Below are 25,718 nucleotides of genomic sequence, written 5' to 3'. Positions count from 1 at the left end.
TTAATACCCAACCACCGCTGCATCGACAATACGTGGATCAGAGGAGCCGTAGACACCATTTGGCGTTATCATAATCGACTGTGTTGAGCCCATAGCGGCTTTTGGACTAACCGTGTGCCCCATGGATTCTAGTTTTTTTACCGTATCGATATTGAGAGCTTTCTCAACACGAATCTCATCAGGCAGCCATTGGTCATGAATACGCGGCGCGTGCGTGGCTTCAGCGATATTCATATCATGATCGATAACGTTGGAGATGATTTGGGTGACGGTGGTGATGATGCGGCTACCGCCGGGGCTGCCAGTCACGATATAAGGCTTATCGTCTTTAAATACCAGCGTCGGACTCATCGAGGATAGCGGCCGCTTATTGGCTTCTACGCTATTTGCCTCACCGCCCAGTAGCCCATAGCCATTTGGCGTGCCAGGCTTGGCAGAAAAGTCGTCCATCTCGTTGTTTAGTAAAATGCCTGTGCCGTCTGCAACCAGACCGGTGCCGTAAGAGAAGTTCAGCGTATAGGTATTGGCGATTGCATTGCCGTCTTTATCCACAATAGAGAAATGCGTGGTTTGGTCGCTCTCGTAGGGTAGTGGGTTGTTGGCTTTAATCGTACTCGCTGGCGTGGCTTTGTTTGGATCAATCAAGGTGCGCAGATGATCGGCATAGGCTTGAGAAGTAAGGCCGCTGGCTGGTACATCGATAAAGTCTGAATCCCCCAAATACTCTGCACGGTCAGCATACGCCAGTTGCATTGCCTCGCTCATCAGATGAATGGTTTGCGCGCTATTGTGACCATAATCTTTTAGTGGATAGCCTTCTAAGATGTTAAGTATCTGTACGATGTGGATACCACCAGAGGAGGGCGGCGGCATAGAGACGATTTCATAACCACGGTAGTCGCCTGTCACAGGCGTACGAGCGATGGCTTCGTAATTGGCCAAATCCTGCAAGCTCATATTGCCGCCAGCATCATTAACGGCTTTGACAATACTGCGCGCGGTCTCACCTTTATAAAAGCCATCAGCACCTTGAGTGGCAATGAGCTTTAGCGAGCGGGCAAGCTCTGGCTGATACAAGCGCTCGCCAGGTTGATACGCACTGCCATCAGGTTTAAAAAACACTTTTTTGGTACTGGGCCATTTTTGCAGGCGATCGCTTAAGGCTTCTAGTGACTCCGACAAGCCAGCGGTGACTTCTATACCATCTTCAGCCAGTGCGATCGCTGGTGCCATCACTTGCTCGCGGCTCATGGTGCCATGGTCTTCTAGCGCTTTGAGCAGTCCTGCGACTGTCCCTGGTACGCCGACAGCTAAGCCATGAAAGCGAGACAAATCACTTACCGCATTGCCGTCCTCATCGAGATACATATCACGCGAGGCGCTGCTTGGGGCTTTTTCGCGGTAATCGAGTGCCACCGTTTCGCCCTGCTCGGCATCATAAATCATCATAAAACCGCCACCGCCGATGTTGCCCGCCCGAGGTAGTGTCACGGCTAAGGCAAAACCCACCGCAACGCCAGCATCGACGGCATTGCCACCGTCTTTTAGAATCTGTAAGCCAATATCGGAAGCCAGTGCTTCTTGAGTTGCGACCATGCCGTTTTTGGCCCAGACGGGATGATGAATGGCATCCTCGGAGTAGATAGCTTGCTCGGTTTTTGTTTTATTGGTTGTGGATGTCAGCGTATTGGTTTGCGCTGGTGTGATGCGCTTGGTTTCAGACAAAACCGTCGGATTGTCGGTCATGATGGCCAGATTGATCGCACTGGTGTTGATTGAGGTGTTATTTATCACCTTGGCATCAGTTGGTGTTACTGGTTCAAGCGCGTACGCTGATACAGATAGCAATAATGTACTGCTAGCAATGAGCATCGCAGATTTTAATGTGGTAATGATGGGTAATTGAGAGTGGCCAGACAGATTTGGCATAGCAAAGTCCTTTTTATGTGAGTGGTAAAGTCTGGGTATTTCATAAGTCTGAGTAAGAGGTTTTTTATATAGTCGATACACTCTAAAAATGTCATAGCGCTACTGGGATGAATTTTGCGCAGCCTCTGGGAACGCAGCACGCAAGTAAAATTTATACCAGTAGCGCGTTTAAATCCATAACGGTTTTACATTCAGCTAACTATATATATAAAATACAAAATATGAGAGGGCAGGTTCTAATAGATAAAAACAATACAGACTTTTGCCTATAAACGCACGCTAATATTACTAAATTGTAACGCTTTGTGTTATAAATATCATACGCGTTTATCCTTATTTTACCCATTAAATAAAGGCACCTTTATGTCATCTACTCATAGCAATCATCGCAGTCGACAGTCTGGTTGTAGGTCGCAGCTGCATGAGGTAACTGCGCCTGTGGCGATTTATCATAAAAACAAACATCGAAATTTATCACGTACACTGACGGCGACCGGTTGTGCGCTGCTTCTTGGTGGTACGTCATTGGTATTGATGGGCTGTCAGACAAGCGCTGGCGTCTCCTCAGGCGCGGTATCAGATGCGCTCATCGACTTTGAGGTCGCAGACAGTGCAGTAAACCAAGCACAGGGGCGCGTCTTTACTGACCGTCTACAAGCCAACTCTGCGCGCTATGAGCAACTGTTTGACCAGCAGAGCTATCCCAATACGGAGACTCAGGCAAAGACACGTTTGCTTGCTGCCATTCGTCAGCATCTCGCTAGTGAGCACGTGGCCGTCGCGCAGGCCAATTATCATATGGTACCCTTTATCGATCCAGACAGTATCGATGCTGGCGCGAGCAGTCTGCTAAGAACCATCATCGAAACTTATGCGTATCAAGAAGAGCAAGCGATAGACGACGAGGCTGCTGATTATAATAGTGAGTTTGCTGACGATGCAGATGAAGCGTTTGCTGATGATGATGAGTATAGCGCCAATACTAAAGACGATGGGTTGATACCGGGCGTGCAAGATGTCAAGCCCAAGGCATTATTAAAGAGCTATGAAGCCATGCAAGCCGCCAAGCAGCAGCCAGTGGCGAGCGATGACAAACCGATGCCAACTACCGGCGTCATCGGTCAGATGCTTGCTATGTTGCATCGCACACCTGAGCAAATCGCTGCGACCAACGCCTATCAATATCAGCATTTGACATTTAATAGCGTCAGCCAATTCAGGCCCAAACAGCGACAGCTACGTAGCGTCTATAGTTATGACTATGTCAGCCCAACGCTTAGCTCATCCATACAGATACCGCTCGCACTGGATTTTAATGACAGTCGTATCACGGTAGACCCATCGGCCATCATGCCGATTGTGGCGCTGGCCAGTCCTGAAAATACCCCGCTGCCTCAGGAGATGGCCTCTCATACGGTCAGCTTTGGTCTGCCTAAGGGCATCACCGAGCAGCTGCCGCCTACGGTATTGTATGATGCTGCGCTTGCTGCGATACAGAAGAGTATGGCCGAGCTGGCACCAGAGTATTTCAGCGCCGTTGATATACGTAATGACGCATTTGCCAAAGAAGTGGGGGCCAGCCATGCCGTCAAGTTATATATCGGCAGTAAGCAAGGCGGTGAGCTGGTCGGCAAAATCCTAAAATATATGACCCAGTCACTACAAGAGCATGTCGATGCCAATCCGTCACAGTATTCTGATGGAGCGATGCTAAAAGCTGCACTTGCTAAGGCGCAGCTATACCATAAAGGCTATCAAAGCGCGGATGTCGGCGCACTGCTACAGCTGATTGAAGCGATCGGTCCCATCTCTTTTAATCAAACAAACTACTACTATTTGGATCGCGCAAATCAGCTACTGGCCAAGCAGCAACGGCTAAATGTTGGTAGCGATTTGATGGGTGCGACCACCAGCGTACTCAACCAAGTGCGTTATGATAAAGCCAGCTTTAACGACCATGCGCTCACACCTTTATTGGCCGAGTCTTTTGGGGCAAATGCCAAGCCTGCCATCGATGGCAACGCGTGGCTTGCGAAGATCCGCCAACAAAAAGACAGACTGCAAAGCGCTCGTTATGCACGCTATGACTACGAGTATGATGATGAAGATCGTTATGATGTTGATAATACTGATGAAGAGGGTAGCGTTTATGACAGTGGTAATAGTGAGGACTGGAACGACAACGATGAGGCATTGTATGACGATGCGGCCAAGTATGGCATCGATAGCAAGCTAGCGGATCAGTAGGTCTGTCTTGTTAACTCTCCCTATTAAGGATAAAAAATGAAAAAATCCCAGCAAACTCATACCAGCCGCCCGCCACGTGCATCTACTATTATCAATGGTCATGCGGTATTTGCCAGCGCGCTTGTCGCAGGCGCGGCGTTATTGACAGGGTGTCAATCGACCAGCCTTGGACAGTCTAAGGCCCTGACGGCTACCCAAACCTCAGTAGCTGCCAAAACAGCCGTCGCAAGCGCGCTACAAGCGCAGCGTCGCCAGTCCTTTCGTTATCATAGCAACCTTGAGATTAGTAATAAGCAGCAGTTTGACGGTATAACGGCTCAAAGCACTACCAACAATGGTGCTAACAACCCAGTCACTACTGATGATATCTATCAATACTGCGAAGATACGCATGACGAGGCCTATGCGGCATTATTGGCGCAGGCAGAAGAACAAAAGCAAGATATATCGGCGACAACATATGACGCTCAGCGTGCAACCATCAAACAATCCTATCTAGCCTGTACGGATGCCTATCAAGCATGGCAAGACAGCCAATACGACAGTGAGGTAAGTGTGCCTGCTGATTACCAAAAGTTGTTTGATAATTATGACGCGCAGCCAACCGCGCAGGGTATCAAAAAAGCAAAGCTACTCGATGCCTATCTACTAAAACCGTTGTCTATCAACGCCCAAGGCGTGTATCAGCCGATGGCGGGCAAAGCGACCATGCTTGCCAGTGCCCAATACCAAGCGCGTAATCATCAAAGTAGCCTCAACCAACCGGTCTATATCGATTTTAAAAACGGTGATATTTATCTATGGGCGGACAATTTTGCGATGATTAACTCAAAGCTATTGGACGACAAACTTGGCACGACATGGCAAAACAAATGGCTCAAAGTCACGCTGGACGATGGCACGTTACCCAAAGGCTTTGGCAAAGCAGTGATCACCCATCATTTTGCCGCGCTCGATGCCGTATTTGCCACAGCGCCAGCAAGTCAGTTTGAGTACGTCGCGGCCACGTCTTTGACTGCGCTATCTCCTAAGCTGCCAGCGCACCAGATGCCCGCAATGCTGGCAAGTGAGCAAGTCATCCGCCGTACTCAAAGCGCGACCAGTCACGAGCAGTCATATCAAGAGTATATGCGTGGTTTTTATGAGCGGATAAGCGAGCAGTATCCAGAGCTTGTCAATGACAGTGCTGATGGTGCTGACAGTGCTTCTGATATAGCGCCTGACATTTTTACCAGTAAGGCCTTGGTACAGCAAGTACTGACAATAATCAAAAACAGTATAGACGCCGCTGATGATACGGTCGCCAGCCGTACAGTAGATACTGGTGCAGAGACGCCAAACGTGCAAACGCTATACGGCATTGATAAACGTGGCCGTCTCATCTGGCAGCATCTGCGGCGTGAGTTTCCTAGCGAGACCAATCAGCATAAAGGCGTCGTGATAGATGCCATGCAGCAGTATTCTGCTATTCGTCCAAAAGACGCTGCATTTCCCAACTTACCAAGCGATGTACAAGTACCAAATGCGCGCAATAGTGTTGATGCGCGCGAGTATGGTCGCGAGCTGATGCAGTACTATCGCGATGGTAATGGCACGGCGATAGGCAAGATGATATTTAAGGCGCTACCGCTGTCGCAAGAGCGTTTGGGCGGTACTGATTAAAAGGTATTGAGCTATCATCAGAATTATACAAAAAAGCGCACCGTTATCACGATGCGCTTTTTCTGAGTGGTGTAGCGGGTAGTAATAACTACTACATGCCTTGATGCTGATGTGGTTGGCCATGCTGACCTTTTGTCATTTTTGCCATTCTCTCGTTTTGCAGTTTGGCAAGTTTGGCACGTTGCTCCGGCGTTAGCACTTGCGCGATGGCGTGCTGGGTCTGAGCATGCTCAATAAAATGCTGTTTGACTTTAGCCGCTTGCTGATCCGCTAGGCGGTTAAGCGCGGCCGTATTCAACGTGCTGGCAGTGGTTAATGCCTGCATTTGTTGATGCATCTGCGCCCGTTCTGCTTTGTGTTGCGCGCGCTCAGCGTTACGGTCGCCATGTTTGGCCTCCATGATGGCTTTGATTTGTGCTTGCTGCGTGGCACTCAAATCTAGCTGTGACAGTGGGCCTCGCATGCCGCCTTTAATATCGCCTTTATGCATGCCGCCTTGATGATGCTTTTGCATTTTGCTGGTGGCAGGTGCGGTGTCAGTCGTTGCATTGACACTGGTGCAGGCGGTGACAGCAAATACACTAGAGGCGGCCAATACTGTGCTCATAAGTAGTTTTTTCATCATACAATCCTTTTATAATTTGAGTAAATAAACAATAAATACCTTATCTTGCCAGTATGGCGATAAGTGCGACAAGTGATTGATAGGTGCTATCTTACGACAGTTAAAGGTTGCGATACTTTATGAAGTATTAAGAAAGGTAACGTTTATGGCGTTATGATAAGTCCATGCCTGATAATATAGGCAACAAAGCGACCTTCGGCTTAAGGAGAAAGCAGTGCCAAACATACTACTCGGCGATGATGACGAAGAGTTGACCCAGTTATTACAAGAATACTTGCAAAATCATAATATCGATTGTGACTGCGTGCACGATGGTGAAGCGGTCATGCAAAGACTCAAAAACACCAGCACTGCCACCGCTTACGATTTGCTGGTACTCGATATCATGATGCCCAAAATCGATGGGCTCAGTGTGCTGCGGCAACTGCCGGCCATCAGTGATATTCCGGTCATTATGCTGACGGCAAAAGGCGAGGAGATTGATCGTATCATTGGGCTTGAGCTTGGCGCGGATGATTATATTACCAAGCCTTGCAATCCGCGTGAGCTGTTGGCACGTATCAATGCGGTGATAAAACGCACCCGTCTTAGTGCTTCTGATAGTACGTTAGAGCACATGCCGCTACCTGAGAGCCGATTACATTTGGATCAAAACCAGCGACTCTGTCAGATAGACGGGACAGAGCTACAAGTGACAGGCACCGAGTTTGACTTGTTGCTCGCTTTGCTCAAGAAAAAAGGCGAGGTGGTGAGTAAAGCGTGGCTATCAGAGCATGTGTTGCAGCGTGAGCTACAGCCCTTCGACCGCAGCCTTGATGTGCATGTCTCACGCCTGCGCAAAAAACTCCAACCTTTTCATGATGAGCCGATCAAAGCGATTCGTGGGAAAGGCTATCAGCTGGTACTGTAATGACATATTCCGCAAATACTTCTATCTTTCGACCCAGAATCACGCTGTTTTGGCGGCTGTTTTTGAGTCTACTATTGACGATCTTACTCACCTCTATTTTGTCCATCGTGGTAGAGCGGATACTGGTTGAAAGAGCGCTGACCGCGCGTATGGAAGTGCAGATTGAGCAGTTGTTGATTAAACGCAATGAGCTGGCTGCCGCGTTGCAAGCGGGCGATTTTGCATCAGTCAGGCAGATGTACCGTGATGATCGGCGGCTGATGAGTCAAATCAGAGTCTATAACGGGCAAGGCGCTATTATCTTTCCGCGTTATCGAGACCAAGCGGACCGTCAAGACGGCAGGCAAATTATGCCGCGTGCGCCCATGCATCCGATGCCATCAATGCCTGCCATGCCAAACGCACCCGCCGCACCCGCCTTAGATCACCACCGCTCTGACGATACTGCCAGTATGCCAAACAATACTCGCAATCCTTATTGGCAATCGATGATGTCTCAGCGCACGATAGCAGACCCCGAGATGCGCCCTGAGCTGGCGGATAAGACCGTCGCGCTGCCAGATGGTCAGTCTGTCATTATACAGCTGCGTCCGCACCTGCGTTTTGCCGACGTCGTCGCGCTGCAACGGAATAATTTTTCGGTACGTTTGCTGCTAATTATCTTCTTTAGTGTCTTGGTCTGTGTTTGGCTTAGCCGTACCTTGACCCAGCGTATGCGCCGCGTCCAACATGCGGTACATCGCATGATTGCTGGCGATTATCAGGCAGATACCCAGCTGGCAAAAATGGGCGATGATGAGCTGGGTCTATTGGCAAAAGACGTGGCCAAGCTATCAAGGCGGCTGGCTGAGAGTGAGCTGGCGCGCAAGCAAATGCTTAGTGATATCTCGCATGAGCTGCGCTCGCCCTTAGCGCGCCTTGATGTGGCGACCGAGCTGACGCGAGATTTTGCCCCCAATGCCAATCGCTACCTCGACCGTATCGACAAAGAGTCTGCGCGAATGAATGAGCTGATCGAACAAATCATTCATATCCAGTCGCTACAGATGCAGCAATACACCACTGATAATGTAGAAAATGACTGGGTTGATGTCTCTGAGATTATTAGTGAGATTGGACAAGATGTTTGTTTTGAATTTCAGCACAAAAACGTCCATTGGCACTGGCAGCCACCAACCCTAAAGTCGACGGTAAAGGGCAACCAAGAACAGTTACATAGTGCGCTTGAAAACGTCATTCGTAATGCTTTTATGCACACAGCAGCTGATTCAACGGTTATGGCTGAGATTAAAGCAGCAGAGATAGATGGCAAAAGACCTGCCATTCAAATCCGCATCATAGACGAGGGCGGCGGCGTTGCAGAGCAAGACTTGCAGCGTATTTTTCAGCCCTTTGTACGGCTAGACTCGGCGCGTCACCGCGACACTGGCGGCTATGGGCTAGGGCTGGCGATCGTCCATGCCGTGGTGCTGGCACATAAAGGCCAAATTGACGTTTATAATCGTCTTGATGGTGTCCAAGGGCTGATAGTGCAGATTGTGTTACCTATTGGATTATAAAACGTCTCATTAATGATCTACATGGTTGCCACACCTTTTTAATAAGTAACGAATACCTGCGAAAAGGTGTGCTTGGTATCAGAACAATGAACGAAAATTGTGAAAAATGGAGGTAATTTAGGGCATGTCCTCATTTTAAAAATGGCGATAAAAATGAGATAAATCGCCGTCAAACAAGGAAAATAGCGCAGATAATATCGAGATATTCGTCAGCTATTTGACACCGTTTGGCCAGATTTGGCCATTTTTAGCCCATTTAGATGGCTATCAATTGAATTGAGGACACGCCCTAATATAAATAAGAGATAATGAAAAGAATATATTCATTTATAAGAATATATTCCGATAAGCGGTAGTAAATAGCCGAAGAGTGACATGTACACGATGAAACTTTTAGGTTTTTAAACGCTAAGAATGGTTACATTTGCGCAAAAAGTTTCATTAAAGCTTACCGCCGTGTCATTTTGTCGTATTCGCTCTCTACATACCGACTATGAGTTGGCCTCTAATAATTATGTAAGGGAGTGCGCATCATGAACCGCATCTATAAAGTCATATGGAATGAAGCTTTAAATTGTTTTGTCGCCGTTGGTGAATATGCCAAAGCACGTGGCAAGTCTTCTAAATCTAGCGTCAGTGCCAATGCTCGTATTAATACCACAGCTACCACTTCTGTCAAAAAATGGCATGTGAGCGCTATAGGACTCGGTCTGCTGGCTGCTGGCTGCTGGTGTCGCGATGCCACTACATACGTTAACGAAACTTGCACAGCAGATAAAACCTTCTAAATTGAAAAACCACTGATGAGCTAGTATCTTTTTGCCTAAAGATTTGGTTTAGCAGCAGTATTGTTCATTCTATTTTAAAGGTTTTTTATGGGTCAAATCAGTGACTGGGTGCTCTCTATTACGGCGAAGTTTGGCTACTTTGGCATCATCTTTGCCATGTTTGCCGAAAACGTCTTTCCGCCTATTCCCTCTGAGGTCATTATGCCTGCTGCTGGGTTTGCCGCCTCAAATGGCGAGCTTAATCTCATACTTGCCATACTAGCAGGGACGCTTGGCGCGGTGCTTGGTGCGTTACCGCTGTACTATTTAGGCCGCGTGTTTAATGAAGAGCGCTTGATAGCCTTAACCAAAAAATATGGCAAATTTGTTTTTGTAAAACCTGACGATATCAAAGCTACCAATGAGTGGTTCGATAAGCACGGTAAAAAAGCGGTATTCTTTGGTCGTATGGTGCCTGGTATCCGCTCGTTTATCTCGATTCCTGCCGGTATGAATAATATGCCGATGCTACCGTTTTTGGGACTCTCCGCACTTGGTGCAAGCATTTGGACGACAGGTCTGACGCTCGCGGGTTACTATATGGGCCAAAACTACGAGGTTATTGAATCGACACTCGCCCCTTACTCGACAGGTATTGGCATCCTTATCGTGGTGTTGATAATCGGTTGGTTTGTAAAGCGGCGTTTATCTGATAAAAACTAACAAACGCGCAGGCCGATAATCACTAAGTGCTAACGCCTTGATTTACTTGTCGATAGCGTTCAACCCTAAGCGCATCCAAGTAATCGCCTGCTCTTGATGCTCTGTCATCGCATTCCAAATACCATCTTCGCTAAAGATAGAATGAGCCTCACCAGAGTGCTTAATTACGATAATTCTAAATTCCAGCTCGCTAATTACCATGACATACCTCATTACCCTTCGTAAAAAGGTACTACAGTCTCTTGAACAAGGCATAAGCGTGCGCACCGCAGCCAAGCTTTATTTGTTTAAACTTGCCCAAATAACATTACGCCATGTATTAATGAAGGGCCTAAGAATACCATAAATAATCCCGCTAAAATCATTGTTAAACTAGCTATAACGCCCTCGTCCTCATTGCGTTGACTTGCCCGGGCTGTACCAAAACCGTGTGATGCATTACCAAATGCGATTCCATTTGCAAGATGTGAGCGAATACGAAAAAAAGTCAAAATCATATCCCCTAAAATCATTCCCACCATCCCTGTAATCAAAGTAAACAATGAAACTAAGGAGGAAGATCCGTGGATTTTTTCAGATAAGTCTAACGCAAATGGTGTCGATATTGAACGGGCCATCAAGCTATAGGTCAAGGTCTTATCAAAGTGGAACAAACCAGTGAATAGGTATATGCTTAAGACTCCCACCACCATCCCAACAGTTATAGAAGCGGTCAAAGCCAAAGCATGTTGACGTATTAAACGACGATATTCATAAATAGGTATAGCAAACGCAACCGTTGCGGGGGCAAGTAACTGCACAATCCAAGCTGTATCCTTCCAATAAGTATCATAAGAGATATTAAAGATAATCATTAATGAAAGCGTTATTACTGGAACCGTGATAGCTGGGTTTAGCCAAGATTTTCGATAGCGCATATAGATTACTTTAGCCATATAATAAGCAGCTAATGTCCAAATGAGACAAAGGATTGACCAGATATTCATTGTAAATCCTCACGCATTATCATTATTTTTTAGGTTTAATTGGGCTTTATGAATCTGATGTCGATACAATCTACGTTGCAAACGGTGCACCATAATAAAAGTGAATGCTGAGCTTAACATCACCATCGCGGTACTTAAGATAATTGTCAGCATTAATTGCCAGCCCTTACTGATAAATAGCGCCTTGTATTGAAGTATTGACATCATAAGTGGGATAAACATTAATACTAATTCACCCAAAACAAATTTTGCCCCCAGTCTGACCCAGTTGACCTTGATAGCACCACTCATTAATAAGATCAGCATTAAAGATACTCCTAAGACGCCTGAGGATACGGGTAAATGCAATAACTCAACCAATATCGCAGCACAATACCAGACAGCTGCGATAATAGCGCATTGCATAAGGACATGAAGCCATGATTGGCGACAGAACTGTTGAAGTCTAAGTTTTTTTTCAGCTACAAAGGATAGGGATAAGTGAATATTAGGATTACGCATAATAATTGTTGTTTGTTGATTAGAGACTACTTATTATAAAAATACCCTAGTCATAAATTATGAATTATATTTTTATTTTTATTCCCAATTTCTATAATAAATTTCATTATCTTTCCTAACCATGGTTTATTATTCATGATAACTTTGAAACAATTACGCTGCTTTGTGACAGTCGTAAAAACAGGTGGGTTTCTTCAGGCTAGTATCCAACTCAATCTAACCCAACCCACCGTTACCAAATCCATCAGTAACCTTGAAGAATATTTAGGCGTAGCTCTGTTTGATAAGCCGTTGACTCATAGAAAAAAGCGGCTAGTTAATTTAACGGAAATTGGTGAACACCTCTATATTCAAGCAGTGGATATCTTACAAAAGGCAGATAACCTTGAACAAACAGTAGTAGATTATCAGCAATTAATAGGTGGTAAGTTGCGTCTGGGGATTTCACCGTTAGGCAGTGAAATACTAAGCAAAGCTATTTTTAACTTTTACCAAATGCATCCTAGTATAGAAACCTCACTTATCGAAGATGGTGCTGAGTCACTTAAGCAGGCTCTTCTAGAGGGGCAACTTGATGTGGCAACATTGATGAAGCCGATTGACGATGATTTTGACTACTCGTCGATATGTTGTTATCCAGTGGTGGTCGTAGCAAATAAAAACCGTATGGGTAAGCGAAAAACCAAGGTAACACTTAAGTCACTATCAAATGCACCCCTAATTTTATTTACCTCCAACTCATCATTTACTCCAATGATTATAGAAAACTGTCAAGCACTAGGTTTTGAACCTAATATTATTTGCCAAACCAATCAGTGGCACTTGCTTCTTGACATGGTAAAACAGGATATGGGTGTGACTCTTTTGCCTCAATATTATACTCAAAAGTTGGATTTGACAGGATTAGTCTGCTTGCCACTAACCCAACCTCAGTTAAAATGGGAGCTTGTCATGGCTTGGCGTCGTCATCGCTTGCTTACACCAAGTATGCGAGCTTGGCTTGATAACATAAGAAAAAATATATAACCAGGCCTTGATAATGCTTTGGCTGAAACAGGGCATAGGTTATACAAAACAGAGGTGATTGAATATTTAAAAGCAGGTTGGCAAGGTTTAGCGAATGTACAACTTGCGACCTTGAATTGAGTAGATTGGTTCAATAAAAAGCGTATACACAGTGCATTGGGCTATGTATCGCCTTTTGAGTTTGAAAAGCGGTATTATGATAATTTAATCCTGTCAGGCATGGCTGCCTGACTCAAGTAAATCAGACTCCGACATAGTCGGGGCGGTTCACTATATCGCACTTAATAGGGTACTGGTGATGGCATTGGGTCAGCTAGATCGCTTGTGGTGCATCGGGCTGCTGCATCGGTTCGGCATCTATAAAGGCTTTTAATGTGCGGCAGTGAGCATCAATGGCGACGATGGTTGGGTAGGGGGTGAGGTCCACCTCAAACCGGCGCGCAGACGACACTTGTGGTATCAAATAGCAATCTGCAAAGGTTGGCGTGTCACCGTAACAAAACTTACCGCGAGTATGGTCAGCTGCCAAGCGTTTTTCTAAAGCGGCAAAGCCTTCGCTGATCCAGCGGTTGCACCACGTCATGACCTGCGCTTCATCTACAGACAGCTCGTGGCGTAAGTATTGTAAAATACGGCGGTTATTAATAGGGTGTATGTCGCAGCCAATCATCGCACTCAGCGCTCGTACTTGCATACGGCCAGCAGCATCACTGGGCAGTAAAGGCGGCACAGGATAGACCTCTTCTAGCCACTCTAATATGGCAGGGCTTTGATAGAGTAATACGTCATCAGCCTGTAAAATAGGCACCAATCCTTGTGGGTTTAGGGTTTTGAACGTCTCAGCTAGCTGCTCGTCTTGGGCCAGATTGACTGCCAGATAATCGTACTCTAGGCCTTTTAGATTCATTGCGATACGTGTACGGTAAGATGTGCCGCTACGAAAATAACCGTAAAGTTTCATCATGGTATCTTCCTTTTATTATGTTATGTTGTGAGTCAAACGCCCCGTTGCCACCATAGCTTGTCCCGTCATTATCGTTGCATAAGATATGTATGCTCTCCAACTGCACATGCATACAATCAGGCGTAAGTGTTATAAAATTGTACTTCTCATTTCACGGCCTAAGCCTACACAAAGCAGCCTTTTAGCGAGTCCATTATGCCAGCAGCCAAAAGCCTTATAGACAGCGCGACGACCACTCAAAAAAATGGCGTCCAGTCTTTGGAGACAGGGTTGTCCGTCTTAGATATCCTTATCGAGCGCCGCGAGCCTATGATGTTAAAAGACATTGCTCAAGCGCTGCAAATGCATCCTGCCAAGTGTCATCGCTATTTGGTCAGTCTCATTCGAAAAAACTATGCACAGCAATTGGCAGACGGGCGCTACGGACTTGGGCACAGAGTCGATGCGCTAAGTCACCGCGCCCACCGTCCAAACAACCTTCTAGAGCGCCTGACGCTTATCGCTCATGATATCAAAGACACCTTGCACTGCGGGGTACAGATTGCCAAATGGTTTACCGAAGGGCCTATTATTATCCAGTCGGTCGAGCCAGATAGCGCCATCAGTATCATCACGCGTGTGGGCTCACGGATGCCGCTTAGCACCTCGGCGACAGGACAGCTGTTTGCCAGCTATCAGTCAGATACGGTTATTTGGCCATTGTTGAGGGCAGAATGGCGTGATCATGAGACCTATGATGACATGGCACAAAAACGTCAGACGTTTAGCAAACGATGCGCCAATATCCGTACCCAAGGCTATGCCATGGTGACAGGCGATATGCTCAAAGGTATCAACGCCATTAGTATGCCTGCTTTGATATCATCACAGGCAAGTCATATAGACGACCACAGTACCGCAAAAAACGCACCTATCGGCTTAGAGTATGCCATCACGGTCATTGGGACTAATGAGCAACTGCCAGTAAATGAGCAATGTGATTTGGTCGCGCAGATACGGGCAATTGCGCAGCGTTATGATGTGATGTAACGTTGTTTTTTTTCTTAACGTTGTTTTTCCTTAACACTATTTTTCGATACTCAAGTTCTGCACCGACTATTTATTCGCCCATAGGGAGTTGTTGCTTTACTTCTTCTAACTCTTCGTTGTGCAAAAACTGCGTATGGACGGGTGCGCGTTTGGTACGTGACCACTCATCGAGCATCTCTTGCTTCATCGCTTCGGTAATCATTGATACTTTTTCTTCTGACGTGACATCGTCATAGGTCAGCTCCAAGCGGTGGCCGTTTGGATCAAAGAAATAAATCGAGTGAAAGATACCGTGATTGGTCACGCCGACCACCTCGATACCATTGTCTTCTAAATGCGTTTTTGCCAGCATCAGGGCATCGCGATCTTTTACTTTCAGTGCCAAATGCTGTACCCAGCTTGGCGTATTGGGGTCAAAGCCCATCTCAGGTTGATTTGGTACTTCAAAAAATGCCAAGACATTGCCGTGTCCTGCGTCTAAAAACACATGCATGTAAGGGTCGAAGGCCTTGGTTGAGGGTACATGATCTTCGGCAAATGCCAAGATAAAGTCCATGTTTAGATGTTTTTTGTACCATTCGACAGTTTCTTTGGCATCCTTGCAGCGATAAGCCACGTGATGGATTTTTTCAATTGTAAAGCTCATATCAATATCCTTTTGATAAGGCGTGACCTGCGTCATATTGCCAGTATGGTTCGAGCAACGGTCTGATCAGAGCGGACGTATGCTTTACTAAAATTCTGGCAGCGTGATGAACTGTTTAGCATTGCACGCCTATGTGATAGCCAGTATCAGTGGTCAAAATCAAAGCTAAAAATCAAAGCTCAGGGCAGGCAAGACTTTACCGCGTACTTCGCCAAAACCGACTCGAACGCCGTCTTTTTCGCTATAGCCTTTCATGATGACGGTATCGCCATCTTCGATAAAGCTGCGCGTCTCACCGCCGGCCAGCGTCACAGGCTTGGTCGCGTTCCAAGCGATCTCGAGCATCGAGCCATAAGCGTCAGGTGTCGGCCCCGAGATCGTACCTGAGCCCATCATATCGCCGACTTCTACCTTACAGCCGGTGATGGTGTGGTGCGTCAACTGCTGTGCCATCGACCAGTACATGTACTTAAAGTTTGTCTCACAAACGACAGTAGCGCTCTCGGCATTTTCGGGTAGCAGCTCGACCGATAGGTTGATATCAAAGCTGGTATCAGTGGCGGTCTCGTTTAGATACGCCAGCGGTTTTGGCTCTTGGGTAGGGCATGAGGTCTTAAAAGGGGCAAGCGCCTCCATGGTGACAATCCAAGGCGAGACTTCAGAAGCAAAGGTTTTGGCATTGAATGGCCCTAAAGGCACGTATTCCCATTTTTGGATATCGCGCGCTGACCAGTCATTGAGCAACACCATGCCAAAAATATGCTCAAATGCTTCATCGACGGCGATAGGCTGACCAAGCTGGTTGCCTTTGCCAACGACGAACGCAGTCTCTAGCTCAAAATCCAAGCGCTTACAAGGTGAGAAGATAGGGCGCTCATCCGCATTAGTTTTTAGCTGCCCAGAAGGGCGCACGATATCGGTGCCACTGACGACGACCGTGCTGGCGCGGCCATTGTAACCGACTGGCATCTCTGTCCAGTTGGGTAGCAGCGCATTGTTTGGATCACGAAACATCGTACCGACGTTGGTTGCGTGCTCTTTAGATGAGTAAAAGTCGGTAAAGCCTGGCACGTGAACGGGCAGATGCATGGTGATATCCGCTTGCTTAAACAGTGCCTTTTTTTGTAGCTCGGTGTCGTCACGTAGGGTGCTGTCTGCGTCAGATAGCAGTGTTTGAACCGTCGCACGCGCCTTTTGCCAATTGTTTCGACCTGAGTCAATAAAGGCGTTTAGAGTCGGCTGGTTAAAATACGGCCCGCCTGCTAAATCTAAAAGACCTGCTGACTCAAGCACAGACAAATCCAGTACGTATTCACCGATTGCCACGCCAGCACGGCGGTTGTTTGCCTCTGCTTGAGTCTTGGTATCGCTAAAAATACCATAAGGCAAATTGTGAATAGAAAAATCAGAGTCGGCGGCAACCTCGATAAATGAAGTCAGGTTTTTGTCAATCGTTGACATAAGATGCTCCTTGCTAAAAAAATAAAGGATAAAGTTAGGTGATAAAAAGCGAGTGAATAAGAAATACAAGGTTTATTACGTAATAAGTAATTTATTACTTATAGTATAATTTATGTCTTATGCTAAGTTATCATCAGAGGTATTGCAAGGGTTTTTATCCCCATTATCGCTTACTTTTAGGGGCGCTATTAGCCATGCAGATCGGTAAAGTGCTGCGAAAAATACGTTTGCAAAAACTGCTTAAAGGCAACCGTTGCAGGCGCTAGCGCTCGTGATGAGCGTTGATAGATAAAAAACCGCCTTGTCTTGACTGGATGAGCAAGTGGCCGCATCTGTAAGCCATTGGCGCTGACCCAGTCGATCACCTCTGGCATATAGGGTAGGCACAACGTGATACCAAACCCTTGACGCGTCATCTCCAGCGCTGTCGACATAAAATTGACCTTGTAGCGCGCTTGCTGAATATGGGCGGCGACCGCTTCATCAAGCTCGGTGGTGACTTGCTCAATAAATGGCCCTTGCAAGGTAATAAGCGGCGTCTCTAGCAAGTCTTGCCAGACGATCTCACTTCTGTGTGCCAACACATGCTGCGCTGGCATCACCACACAAAACGGCAATTCGTACAGTAAGTCGGTGCTGATGTCATCATCCATCTCCATAAATCCAAGCTCGGTACCGACGCCTAAGTCCACCTCGATATTTTGGATGTGTTGTAGGACATTTTCGGCCGAGCAATCTAATAACGACACGCTGATATCAGGATAGGTTTGGGAAAACTTAGCGATGACAGCAGGCATAGAGGAGGCTGCAAACTGCGACACCGCTAGTCTGACTTGGCCTTGTGCCAAGCTGGTCAAACTACTGGCTTCGTTTTCAAAAAGATGCATCTCATTTAGTACCCGCCGCGCTTGTGGCAGCAGATGGCGACCGACAGCGGACAACGACAGCTGGCGGGTGGTGCGGTCAAACAATACGATACCGAGGCTGGATTCTAATTCTTTGATCAAACCACTCACGGCAGATTGGGTCAGATGCATCTGGTCGCTGGCACGGGTAAAGCTACCATTGTCAGCGACAGTGATAAATGCGGTCAATTGGCGAATGCTGATATTCATAAGCAAACCTGATAAATAAATCATAAAAAACAATTAGTCTTATAAATAAAGCTAATCTAATATAAATGCATCGTCAATAAGCGTTATTGATATAGACAAATTTTTACGCTGATTTCAGGTTTTATACGGATTGACAGTGCCAATTTTTAGCACTAACTATTTTTAGCAGTAATTGATATTAAGGATGATGACCATGGCAGATTTATTTGAAAACCCAATGGGACTAAACGGATTTGATTTTGTAGAGTTTGCTTCACCTGAGCCACATGCCGTCGATGCATTGTTTAAGCAGCTAGGCTTTAGCCACATCGCCAACCACCGCTCAAAGGACGTGGCGCTTTATCGTCAAGGCGATATCAATCTCATCTTAAACCGTGAGCCAAAGAGCCACGCCAGCTATTTTGTAGAAGAGCATGGTGCAGGGGCATGTAGTATGGGCTTTCGGGTGAAGGATGCCAAAAAAGCTTATGAGCGGGCCATTGAGATGGGCGCGCAGCCTGTCGAGGTGCCAACAGGCGTGATGGAGCTGCGCTTGCCTGCGATAAAAGGCATCGGTGGCTCTTTGATATATTTAATTGACCGCTACAAAGACGGTGAGTCTATCTATGATGTCGACTTTGAGTTTTTTGCTGATGTCGATAGGCAGCCTACCGGTCATGGCTTTAAAGTCATCGATCATCTTACGCACAACGTCTATCGCGGCCGAATGGCGTATTGGGCAAATTTCTATGAGCGTATCTTTAATTTCCGCGAAATCCGTTATTTTGATATCAAAGGCGAGTACACAGGTCTTACTAGTAAAGCCATGACCGCCCCTGATGGCAAAATTCGCATCCCACTTAATGAAGAATCAAAGCAGGGCGGCGGGCAGATCGAAGAGTATTTGATGCACTTTAATGGCGAAGGCATTCAGCATATTGCCTTAGCCAGTGACGACTTGCTGGCGAGTATCGATTTGCTCAAAGCGGCGGGCATTCCGCTGATGACCGCGCCAAACGCTGCTTATTACGACATGTTAAGTGAGCGTCTGCCGGGTCATGGTGAGGATGTCGCGGCGCTGCAAACGCGCGGTATCTTGCTAGATGGCACGACTGAGGGCAATGAGCCTCGCTTGCTGCTACAGATTTTTTCCGAGACCATCTTAGGCAGTCCAGTGTTTTTTGAATTTATCCAGCGTAAAGGCGATTATGCAGAGGGCTTTGGCGAAGGTAATTTTAAGGCGTTGTTTGAATCTATCGAGCGCGACCAAGTGCGCCGCGGCGCTATCGGTCAACCAGAAGCAGAAGCGCTATAGCTATAGCTGCGGGCAAGACAAAAGGAGTTTGTCTTGTCCACTTGCTTCATTATACGTAGCAGTTGGCTTGCGTATTTTTAGTCTTATCCGCATTGACTGGCCTGACTGGCTAGCTTGTTTGACCGATTAGGCGACGTGATAGACGCGCCAGTTTGAATGGTCAACAGGTAGGGGACAATGGGCTGATAGAAAAAACAATCGTCATATAAGGAGTACAGGCATGGATCGCCTCTCACATATCCCCTCTTATCAACGCGCTGTCAGCAACACTCACAAAAATGACATCGGCAAAAAACAAGAAGCTGACGGCTCAATTACCGATAGCACTAATATCAATACCACTAATAACACTAATAGCAGCGCCCATCTAGCGGCTTCTCGTCTAGAAGCTTCCTATCTAGAAGCGCCGCAAAAGCAGCCATATGTCTCGCACCAGCCAGATAGCGACGGCCATATTGCCTATAGCGATGATGAGCACCTCATGTGGCAAACGCTGCTCGAGCGACAAGCCAAACAAATCCCCAATCGCGCCTGTTCAGCATATTTAGACGGCCTAACAAAGCTGCAGCTACCCATCACCCAAATTCCGCAATTGGCTACTATCGATGATGTCTTGCAAGCGACCACAGGGTGGCAAACGGCTGCTGTGCCAGCATTGATTAGCTTTGGTAAGTTTTTTAAACTGCTCTCCCAGCGGCGTTTTCCTGTTGCGACTTTTATTCGCCGCATGGATGACATGGACTATATCGAAGAGCCGGATATCTTTCATGAAATCGTTGGTCATTGCCCGCTGCTGACTCATCCTGCATTTGCCGCTTTTAATGAAACCTATGGCAAATTAGGTCTCAACGCCAGCAAAGAAGAGCGGTGGTTTTTGGCGCGCCTCTATTGGTTTACCATCGAGTTTGGACTGGTAGGCCATGCCCCAAAAGACCGCAAAATCTATGGTGGCGGTATCTTAAGTTCACCGTCTGAGACATTATATGCGCTGAGCGACACGCCTGAGCATCGGGCGTTTGATTTGCTCGATGTGCTGCGCACCCCTTATCGTATCGACCATATCCAGCCTATTTATTATGTGATTGATGAGCTGGATACGCTGTTTGATATCGTCGACAGCGATATCATGGGCGTGGTCAAGCAAGCGATGTCACTGGGTTTGTTTGAGCCGAGCTATGCCATGGATGCCAACTGCTGATTTGCTTTATTTGCTTTAACACGGACGTATATCACGTAAAAACGTAATCATGACAATAAAAGGAGTTTATTATGACGACACTATCCCAAGCCAGCTGCGAAGCCTGCCGTATCGGTGCCCCGACAGTCAGTGAGACTGAAGCGCGCGAACTATTAACGCAGATTCCTGATTGGTCACTTATCGAGGTCGATGGTATCCGGCAGTTGCAGCGCCAGTATAAGTTTAAAAACTTCGTCGCGGCCATGGCATTTGCCAATGAGCTTGCCGATATCGCCGAAGCAGAAGGTCATCATCCAGGCATATTGGTAGAGTGGGGGAAGGCCACGGTTACTTGGTGGTCACACAGTATTAAGGGGCTGCATCGCAATGATTTTGTCATGGCTGCCAAGACCGATAGCCTACTTGGTAAATAATCAGGGTAGTAATAATCAGAGCAACTGATTAAACTTGCCACACCAAAGCCAACCCTAACGCCAAATCCACTGGCAATCTAAGGATGTGTGATGCCACCAAAAATACTCACTCAAATCTCTTTTCAACTGGCATTTATGATCTCTGCCATCGTCATCGCGATCATGGGCGTCACCATGATCGGCTTTGGCTGGGTGCCTCATCTCTCATTGATACTCGCTATCTGTGTCCTACTGGCCATTGGTTTGTTTCGAGGCCTCAGCTTCGATGACATGCAAGCGCAGATGGCCTCTGGCGTGATGCGCGGTATTGGCGCGATATATTTGTTCTTTTTTATCGGTCTGATGGTCGCCGCCTTGATGATGTCTGGTGCCATCCCGACGCTGATGTATTTTGGTTTTCAGCTGATATCGCCTGAGTATTACTATATTTCAGCGTTTGTACTGACCTCTATTATCGGCGTGGCCTTAGGCAGTAGCTTGACGACCGCGGCGACTCTTGGGGTGGCTTTTATCGGCATGAGCCATGCGTTTGATGCCAACGTCGCTATCGCTGCAGGTGCGGTGGTGTCGGGTGCGTTTTTTGGTGATAAGATGTCGCCGCTGTCCGATACTTGTACCATCGCCTCATCTGTGGTGGGGATTGATCTGTTTGCCCATATTCGCAATATGATGTATACCACCATCCCTGCATGGATACTGACCGTGATATTGTTTTGGTTTTTTTCGGGGCAGACGGTGAGCTCGGACTTAAGTCAAGTGACTGTACTACAAAACCAGCTGATAGACAGCGGCTTGGTACAAAACTATGCGGTACTGCCTTTTGTCGTGTTGGTAGGGTTGGCAGTGTTTCGCGTCAACGCCATTTATACCATCATCTGTACTATTTTTGTCGCCCTTATCGTCACCTATTTTCATAGCTCACCCAGTATCGGGCAATTGGGCGGCTATTTATTTGCAGGCTATACGCCAGCTGAGTCGCTAGAGCTGGGCGAAGTGGCAGGGATGATATCGCGCGGCGGTGTACAAAGCATGTTTTTTACCCAAGCAATCGTGGTGCTGGCGCTGAGTCTGGGTGGCTTGCTGACGGCATTGGGTATTTTGCCAGCATTGCTATCAGGGATTAAAGGCAGCTTGACCACTGCAGGGCGCGCAATCTTTGCCGCGGCGATGTCCGCGCTTAGTATCAATGTGTTGATCGGTGAGCAGTATTTGAGTATTTTACTATCAGGAACAGCGTTTCGCCCGACCTTTGAGCGCTTGAACCTGCATCCCAAAAATCTATCACGCACCATTGAGGATGCAGGTACGGTCATCAATCCACTGGTACCATGGAGTGTGTGCGGGGTATTTATCAGTCAGGCGTTAGGCGTTCCTGTACTGGATTATTTGCCTTATGCGTTTTTCTGCTATTTGTCACTGCTCTTGACATTGATATTCGGTTTTACCGGTATTACCATCAGCCGCGCAGATGCTCCTAGCGCCAAGGCGTCTGCATAGCTCTTCATAAAAAACATAAAAATGACGCCCCAATCGGTCTGCTTGCAGGCCGATTTTTTATGCCTGCTGTTTTGATCAGTAAGGTTTTATCTATCTATTCTTATCAGTAAAATTTTCACAGTATAGTGAGTTCCGTATAAAAACGATACAGTGGGACTGGGATAAATTTTACGCAGCATCGAGCGGCGCAGGCACAGCACGCAAGGAAAATTTATACCAGTTCCACGTTGACATATGATGTATCTGTTTTATTTAGAATCGACTATAGGGCGGCGCTACCCATCGCTTAGCACCAAAGCAGATAATGGCTATGTTAATATATGTTGTTGTATGTTGTGGCGCTGGTCTGTGCTAAATTTTAAATAAATATTGGTGTGAACTGCTTGCCCATAAAACAGCTTATAAAAAATCATCAATTCAATAAGCGGTAAGCACCGGCTTGAATAAATTATAACGACATAAAACATCAACGATAACGATAAATATAGTAGACGGTGTATGAGGGTGATTGTTTCACGATTGGGCAGCTTGAGATTCGGGTGCTCGAGACACTAGGTCATACTGATGATCACCTAGCGTACGCGGTATTTGACAGCACTTATCCAGACAAGGCGGTAGGTGTGTTTACCGGAGATGCTTTGTTTGTAGGGGATGTCATCAGGCCAGTTATAAAGCATTGGTGCTCTGGTCAGTCTCCACCAAAACACCAGCCTTTTTGATTAACGCTTAAAACGTCGCCTGCAAACTGACAGACATTTGACGCTCAGGCCCCATCCAGCAGTTGTTGATATCGTAACAGGCACCGACATAGGTTTTATCAAACAAGTTATTGATACTCGCGCCGACAGCCAGCATCGGACTGATTTGATAATTGCCACCGATATCGACCAAGGTCACGCTTGGTAGCTCATCCGAGTTTTGTTTATCAAGCTGCATGCCGTCTTCGTAGCGTACGCCTGCATTCAGTGTAAGCTTATCTGTGGCGTAGTAGTCGGTCCACAGCGTGGCTTTGTACTTAGCTGTTTGCGCTGGGGTATTGCCGACCACATCAGGGTTGAATTCATCTTTTGTAATCTCAGCGTCGGTATAGCTATAGCTTGCCGCAACATCCACCCAGTCATTGAGCATATGACTGCCTGATATCTCAAAGCCTTTTGACTCAATCTCACCGGTCTGAGTTTGGCTTCTATAGTTGATTTCGTCTGCGACCACGACGTTTTTTTGCGTGATATCAAAGACAGCGAGCGTGCCTTTGGTCGCGCGATCTGAGGACAGATATTTGATACCCGCTTCTAGCTGGTCGGCGGTGGTGGGTTTAAACGCTTCATTGGTAATAAAGTTGCTACCAACGACAGGCTGAAACGACTGCGAATAGCTGGCATAAGGCGATAAACCATTATCCAAATCATAAATGGCCGCCAGACGACCACTGGTTTTTGAGGCATCATTATCGATCGTTTGTGCATCGTACACCGCGCCTTGTGCGGCTTTGGTCTGCTCAGTGATACTCTCAAACTTATCGTGACGCAAGCCAGCAATCACGGTCAAGTCTTGCCACTGCATCTCATCTTGTACATAGAGCCCAAGCTGGCTTTGCTCGATGTCTTCGTCTTGACGATAGGTATCTAGCGGCAGGGTATCGATATCGATCTGGGAAAAATTGGGGGTTGATAAGTCAAGGTTTGGCGTACCCGCTGCGCCCGCATCATAATAAACCGCATTGCTATCTGTCTCTTGATACTCAGCACCAAACAATAGATTATGTGAGGTATTTTCAGTATCAAACTTATAAGCCAGCTGGTTGTCTGTGGTCCAGTTTTTCATGCGCTCATCAGTGGTATACGCCACGCGGTTTAAGATCTTATCGCTACCATCGACCAACCCGCCACTATTATACATATTGCGCTGCTCAGCTTCGGCATCGGTGTAGCGTAAGATGTGCTTAAAGGTGAGATTGTCATTGATATCCCAGTTTACCGTAATGCTTGGCATCAGTACTTCTTTACTAAAATGATTCCATTCATCGCCTGCATAGGCGTCGCTGTCTAATTTGCCATAGCTGGCATTATAGACAGTACCGACGGCAGGTAATGGGGTGGATGGTACCATTTCTGGATCATCTTGATAAAACAGATTGGCAAGCACAGAGACATCGTCAGTCGCCTGCCACTCAAGCGATGGATTAATCAGTAATCGCTCTTCTTCGGTGGTCTGCATTTGACCGTCTTTTTGGCGTTTTAATGCCACCAAGCGATAGTTAAGCGCATCGCTGACTGGTCCTGTCGTATCGACCGCTACCTCTTTTAAGTTTTGATTGCCAAGTCGCAGCTGTACTTCGGTTTCTTGCGTGCTCTTTGGGGTTTTGGCGATCTGGTTGACCATACCACCTGGTGCAGCATAACCGTAGAGCGAAGAGGCGGGACCTTTGACCACCTCGACCGCTTCAGTTGCATAGACATCGACTTGTGGCATCAGATTCCACGCACCATCATAGGGCAGTCTGAGGCCGTCATAAAAATTTGAGTAGGTTTTAAAACCGCGGATATTATACTCATCAAAGATAGAGACTGTGCCGCGGCTCTCCGAGCTTATGCCTGGCTCATAACGCAAAGCAGCGTTGACACTATCTGCTTGGCGCTTTTTTAACAGCTCCTGATCGATACGGGTATAGCTCATGGGCGCATCTTCAGGGTCTAAGGCGGTCTTGGTACCGGTGCTGCGATAGCCATCGGCATAGACAGTAATGGCCTCTAACGTGGTCGATGGGGCGATCGAGGTCGCAGCAGTGGTCGTTTCACTTTCGCTGATGACTTCTGCGCCTGTAGACGACTCAGCACTGCCTGAGTTGTCGATTGTCTTGGCCGCAATCGATTGAGCGGCTGCGATATGACTGACACCCATTAAGAGGCCGATCTGTACGGCCAATGTCAGGTGTTTTTTTCGGATGGTTCGGATAGATAGAGGGGGTAAATGAGACCGCATCTGATGTCCTTTTGAACTGAAATGGTTGGCTTTTGGGTACAAAGTTGTAACAATACTTACAACAATGATAATAATAACATTAATGATAATTGTTATCATTAGAAAATTGCATTCAAGGACTTCGTATAGTCGAATCTAAGTTGCTCGATAAAGCGTTGGTTTTCTTGCGTGCTGTACCTGCGCT

General features: G+C 46.9%; 22 protein-coding genes and 1 pseudogene. 13 read left to right on the top strand and 10 right to left on the bottom strand.

Going from position 1 to position 25,718, the window contains the following annotated elements:
* Window positions 1-1,929, bottom strand: coding sequence for a gamma-glutamyltransferase (gene ggt, locus JMX98_RS06570; RefSeq protein WP_201585414.1), 1,929 nt, complete (start codon window positions 1,927-1,929; stop codon window positions 1-3).
* A gap of 363 nt (window positions 1,930-2,292) precedes the next feature.
* On the opposite strand from ggt, the gene JMX98_RS06565 reads away from it, so the two are divergent.
* The gene (locus JMX98_RS06565; RefSeq protein WP_201585413.1) at window positions 2,293-4,176 is read left to right on the top strand and encodes a hypothetical protein; all 1,884 of its coding nucleotides are present in this window, start codon (window positions 2,293-2,295) and stop codon (window positions 4,174-4,176) included.
* Window positions 4,177-4,212: 36 nt separating this feature from the next.
* Entirely contained in the window at window positions 4,213-5,838 is a 1,626-nt protein-coding gene (locus JMX98_RS06560) for a hypothetical protein (protein ID WP_201585412.1), read from the top strand.
* Window positions 5,839-5,929: 91 nt separating this feature from the next.
* Here JMX98_RS06560 and JMX98_RS06555 read toward each other — a convergent pair whose 3' ends face one another.
* Window positions 5,930-6,460, bottom strand: a complete 531-nt coding sequence (locus JMX98_RS06555) for a Spy/CpxP family protein refolding chaperone (RefSeq protein WP_201585411.1) — start codon at window positions 6,458-6,460, stop codon at window positions 5,930-5,932.
* A gap of 217 nt (window positions 6,461-6,677) precedes the next feature.
* On the opposite strand from JMX98_RS06555, the gene JMX98_RS06550 reads away from it, so the two are divergent.
* The 4 genes from JMX98_RS06550 (at window position 6,678) to JMX98_RS06535 (ending at window position 10,422) form a co-directional block, all read left to right on the top strand.
* Window positions 6,678-7,373, top strand: coding sequence for a response regulator transcription factor (locus JMX98_RS06550; protein WP_201585410.1), 696 nt, complete (start codon window positions 6,678-6,680; stop codon window positions 7,371-7,373).
* Window positions 7,373-8,932: a sensor histidine kinase gene (locus JMX98_RS06545; protein ID WP_201585409.1), complete on the top strand. Its 1,560-nt coding sequence runs from the start codon at window positions 7,373-7,375 to the stop codon at window positions 8,930-8,932. Before JMX98_RS06550 ends, JMX98_RS06545 begins: the two co-directional genes overlap by 1 nt.
* A gap of 533 nt (window positions 8,933-9,465) precedes the next feature.
* Window positions 9,466-9,720: an ESPR domain-containing protein gene (locus tag JMX98_RS06540; protein WP_201585408.1), complete on the top strand. Its 255-nt coding sequence runs from the start codon at window positions 9,466-9,468 to the stop codon at window positions 9,718-9,720.
* 87 nt (window positions 9,721-9,807) lie between these two features.
* Window positions 9,808-10,422, top strand: coding sequence for a DedA family protein (locus tag JMX98_RS06535; protein ID WP_201585406.1), 615 nt, complete (start codon window positions 9,808-9,810; stop codon window positions 10,420-10,422).
* 42 nt (window positions 10,423-10,464) lie between these two features.
* Here JMX98_RS06535 and JMX98_RS06530 read toward each other — a convergent pair whose 3' ends face one another.
* The 3 genes from JMX98_RS06530 to JMX98_RS06520 form a co-directional block, all read right to left on the bottom strand.
* The gene (locus tag JMX98_RS06530) at window positions 10,465-10,623 is read right to left on the bottom strand and encodes a DUF4298 domain-containing protein (protein WP_227680063.1); all 159 of its coding nucleotides are present in this window, start codon (window positions 10,621-10,623) and stop codon (window positions 10,465-10,467) included.
* An 86-nt stretch (window positions 10,624-10,709) separates the two neighbouring features.
* Entirely contained in the window at window positions 10,710-11,408 is a 699-nt protein-coding gene (locus JMX98_RS06525; protein WP_201585402.1) for an LrgB family protein, read from the bottom strand.
* 9 nt (window positions 11,409-11,417) lie between these two features.
* Entirely contained in the window at window positions 11,418-11,909 is a 492-nt protein-coding gene (locus JMX98_RS06520) for a CidA/LrgA family protein (RefSeq protein ID WP_075102373.1), read from the bottom strand.
* A 135-nt stretch (window positions 11,910-12,044) separates the two neighbouring features.
* On the opposite strand from JMX98_RS06520, the gene JMX98_RS06515 reads away from it, so the two are divergent.
* Together JMX98_RS06515 and JMX98_RS06510 are read left to right on the top strand one after the other, a co-directional pair.
* Window positions 12,045-12,935 (top strand): LysR family transcriptional regulator, encoded by an 891-nt coding sequence (locus JMX98_RS06515; RefSeq protein ID WP_169393563.1) that lies wholly within the window; start codon window positions 12,045-12,047, stop codon window positions 12,933-12,935.
* A 9-nt stretch (window positions 12,936-12,944) separates the two neighbouring features.
* A pseudogene (locus JMX98_RS06510) lies at window positions 12,945-13,166 on the top strand (integrase core domain-containing protein); the annotation flags it as partial.
* Between the two features lie 82 nt (window positions 13,167-13,248).
* Here JMX98_RS06510 and maiA read toward each other — a convergent pair.
* Window positions 13,249-13,896, bottom strand: a complete 648-nt coding sequence (gene maiA / locus JMX98_RS06505) for a maleylacetoacetate isomerase (RefSeq protein WP_201585487.1) — start codon at window positions 13,894-13,896, stop codon at window positions 13,249-13,251.
* Window positions 13,897-14,094: 198 nt separating this feature from the next.
* Here maiA and JMX98_RS06500 point away from each other — a divergent pair, with 198 nt between their 5' ends.
* Complete coding sequence (locus JMX98_RS06500; protein WP_201585400.1) at window positions 14,095-14,928, top strand: IclR family transcriptional regulator; 834 nt, start codon at window positions 14,095-14,097, stop codon at window positions 14,926-14,928.
* A gap of 70 nt (window positions 14,929-14,998) precedes the next feature.
* Here the strand turns inward: JMX98_RS06500 and JMX98_RS06495 are convergent, their stop codons facing one another.
* The 3 genes from JMX98_RS06495 to JMX98_RS06485 form a co-directional block, all read right to left on the bottom strand.
* Entirely contained in the window at window positions 14,999-15,574 is a 576-nt protein-coding gene (locus tag JMX98_RS06495; RefSeq protein WP_105245880.1) for a VOC family protein, read from the bottom strand.
* A gap of 165 nt (window positions 15,575-15,739) precedes the next feature.
* The gene (gene fahA, locus JMX98_RS06490) at window positions 15,740-17,035 is read right to left on the bottom strand and encodes a fumarylacetoacetase (RefSeq protein WP_413786525.1); all 1,296 of its coding nucleotides are present in this window, start codon (window positions 17,033-17,035) and stop codon (window positions 15,740-15,742) included.
* Window positions 17,036-17,223: 188 nt separating this feature from the next.
* Complete coding sequence (locus JMX98_RS06485; protein WP_201585397.1) at window positions 17,224-18,150, bottom strand: LysR family transcriptional regulator; 927 nt, start codon at window positions 18,148-18,150, stop codon at window positions 17,224-17,226.
* A gap of 193 nt (window positions 18,151-18,343) precedes the next feature.
* Between JMX98_RS06485 and hppD the strand changes: the two genes are divergently transcribed.
* From hppD to nhaC, 4 genes are all read left to right on the top strand, one after another.
* Complete coding sequence (gene hppD, locus JMX98_RS06480; RefSeq protein ID WP_201585395.1) at window positions 18,344-19,444, top strand: 4-hydroxyphenylpyruvate dioxygenase; 1,101 nt, start codon at window positions 18,344-18,346, stop codon at window positions 19,442-19,444.
* Window positions 19,445-19,664: 220 nt separating this feature from the next.
* Window positions 19,665-20,642, top strand: a complete 978-nt coding sequence (phhA, locus tag JMX98_RS06475; protein ID WP_227680061.1) for a phenylalanine 4-monooxygenase — start codon at window positions 19,665-19,667, stop codon at window positions 20,640-20,642.
* Window positions 20,643-20,713: 71 nt separating this feature from the next.
* On the top strand, window positions 20,714-21,055 hold the full coding sequence (locus tag JMX98_RS06470; protein WP_075102380.1) for a 4a-hydroxytetrahydrobiopterin dehydratase: 342 nt from the start codon (window positions 20,714-20,716) through the stop codon (window positions 21,053-21,055).
* A gap of 90 nt (window positions 21,056-21,145) precedes the next feature.
* Window positions 21,146-22,552, top strand: a complete 1,407-nt coding sequence (gene nhaC / locus JMX98_RS06465) for a Na+/H+ antiporter NhaC (protein ID WP_201585394.1) — start codon at window positions 21,146-21,148, stop codon at window positions 22,550-22,552.
* Between the two features lie 726 nt (window positions 22,553-23,278).
* On the opposite strand, the gene JMX98_RS06460 is transcribed toward nhaC, so the two are convergent.
* Window positions 23,279-25,534 carry a TonB-dependent siderophore receptor gene (locus JMX98_RS06460; RefSeq protein WP_201585393.1) on the bottom strand — a complete coding sequence of 752 codons (2,256 nt, stop codon included), beginning with the start codon at window positions 25,532-25,534 and terminating at the stop codon, window positions 23,279-23,281.
* Window positions 25,535-25,718: the final 184 nt, after the last annotated feature.

The sequence above is a fragment of the Psychrobacter sp. HII-4 genome (assembly GCF_904846595.1).
GTDB classification, from domain to species: domain Bacteria; phylum Pseudomonadota; class Gammaproteobacteria; order Pseudomonadales; family Moraxellaceae; genus Psychrobacter; species Psychrobacter celer.
Note: the sequence above shows the minus strand (reverse complement) of the source record. Positions and strands in the feature narration are given on the sequence as shown.